At 67.2% G+C, this 1,547-nt stretch carries 3 protein-coding genes; 1 reads left to right on the forward strand and 2 read right to left on the reverse strand.

Annotated features, from left to right (window positions below):
* Together ACK5L9_RS17605 and ACK5L9_RS17610 are read right to left on the reverse strand one after the other, a co-directional pair.
* Nucleotides 1–1,011, reverse strand: a 1,011-nt coding sequence (locus tag ACK5L9_RS17605; protein ID WP_416912757.1) for a WD40 repeat domain-containing protein, incomplete at its 3' end; no start/stop codon positions are given.
* Nucleotides 1,008–1,286, reverse strand: coding sequence for a hypothetical protein (locus tag ACK5L9_RS17610; protein WP_416912758.1), 279 nt, complete (start codon nt 1,284–1,286; stop codon nt 1,008–1,010). The genes ACK5L9_RS17605 and ACK5L9_RS17610, both read right to left, overlap by 4 nt.
* Before the next feature lie 50 nt (nt 1,287–1,336).
* Here ACK5L9_RS17610 and ACK5L9_RS17615 point away from each other — a divergent pair.
* The coding region (locus tag ACK5L9_RS17615) for a hypothetical protein (protein WP_416912759.1) at nt 1,337–1,547 on the forward strand (211 nt) is incomplete at its 3' end.

Genomic DNA, 1,547 nt, shown 5'->3' on the forward strand with positions numbered 1-1,547 from the left:
GGACAGCATCAGCTCGTCCTTGCTGCCGATCTGAGACAACGTCACCAACCCGTTGCCCCATGCCACCGCGCACAGATCCCGCAGCGGATGCAGCGCGATGCGGTCGGCAAGGGTCAGCCCGGCCCGTCCCGTCCCGATCGGGTTGCCGGTATGATCGCCAAAGGGCAGGTCGGGGCCGCGCCAGCCAACCAGCCGGAACGCGCCCGAGGCCATCAGCGCCCCCGCCGCGCGGCTGAAGGCCACATCCGCGACCGGGCCGGGAAAGCCGACGATACTGTCCATCCGCGCGGTATCGGCGTCGATCAGGATCAGCGTCCGGTCATCGCTGCCCGCCGCGATCCAGCGGCCATCGGGCGACCATGCCAGACCCAGAACCGCGTCGTCATGGTCCAGAACCGATGTGACCTGCAAGGGTTCGGTTGTCAGGATCGAAAAGCGCCCGCCGCCCCATGCCACCAGCCGCCGCCCATCCGCCGACAGCACCAGATGTCGGGCCGGGCAGGACAGGGTCAGTTTCTGCTGCCCGGTGCCGTCCTTGGAAAATTGCTGCAATTCCGGGCCTCGGGCAATGAACAGGCCACCGCTTGCCGGACAGGCGCACAGCGCGGTGACAGGCTCGCCACGCCCGACCAGCCGCAGCGCCTGCGCGCGGGCCGTGACGCGCCAGACCTCACCGCCGTCATGTGCCACGGCAAAGCCATCCGCGCCAAGACGGCAGAAACCGGGCGCATCGGCAGGCATCAGCGGATCGGTCAGCCGGGGCACCGGCAGGGCGTTTTCGCGCGGACGGATGGACATGCGACCGGTATCCAGCTCGGTCCGCACCCGCTTGTCCGGGTGCTCGGTATCGGCCACCTGAATCAGCGCCAGCCGACCATCCCCCAGACCGCAGGCCACCGCCAGACCACTGGCGCTGAAGGCGATCTGCGTCACCGTCCGGTCCAGTCGCCAGTCCCGGCCAATCAGGTCGAACAATGAAATCGCCTGAGGGGGTTTTTCCTCGATCATCATGCCTCGCCTTCTTCGTCGTCGGCCATCTTGCGATCCAATGCAGCCAGATGTGCCTCAAGCGCCGCCATCCGCGTCTCGCAATCGCGCAGCGCCTGTTGATTGCGTTCGGTATCCCGCATCAGCGCCGCGTCCGTCTTGCCATGCAGCGCCAGCACCTGCAGACCGGAGGCCTTCAGGGTCAGGCGCAGATGCTCGGACGTTTCCCGCGACAGGCTTAGCGTGGTCTCAAGTCTGGCCTGAAACAGCGTGGCGGGACTGGATGGTTGATTGGTCATGGGGAAAACCTGTAACCGGGGGTGAACCGACAGGGCAGAGGATTGCAAAGATGCTGGACCCGACCGACCGGAGATTTCTTGAACTGCTGGCGACAGAGGGCGCGCAGATGACGGGCGACGACGCGCCCTGCGTTCAGGCCGCCAGAACCGCGCTGGAATCGGCGCATCCCGACGATCTGCGGCGCGTGCGCCAGCACGTCGAGGCCCTGCCGCCCCAGAGCCGGGACAAGCTGATGCGCGCGGTGCACCGGGGTCTGGCCA

The sequence above is a fragment of the Paracoccus sp. (in: a-proteobacteria) genome, assembly GCF_047973135.1.
Lineage (GTDB): Bacteria > Pseudomonadota > Alphaproteobacteria > Rhodobacterales > Rhodobacteraceae > Paracoccus.

Coding starts and splice junctions, on each gene's coding strand:
- ACK5L9_RS17610 (WP_416912758.1), bottom strand. CDS start 1,286: ATGACCAATCAACCATCCAGTCCCGCCACGCTGTTTCAGGCCAGACTT.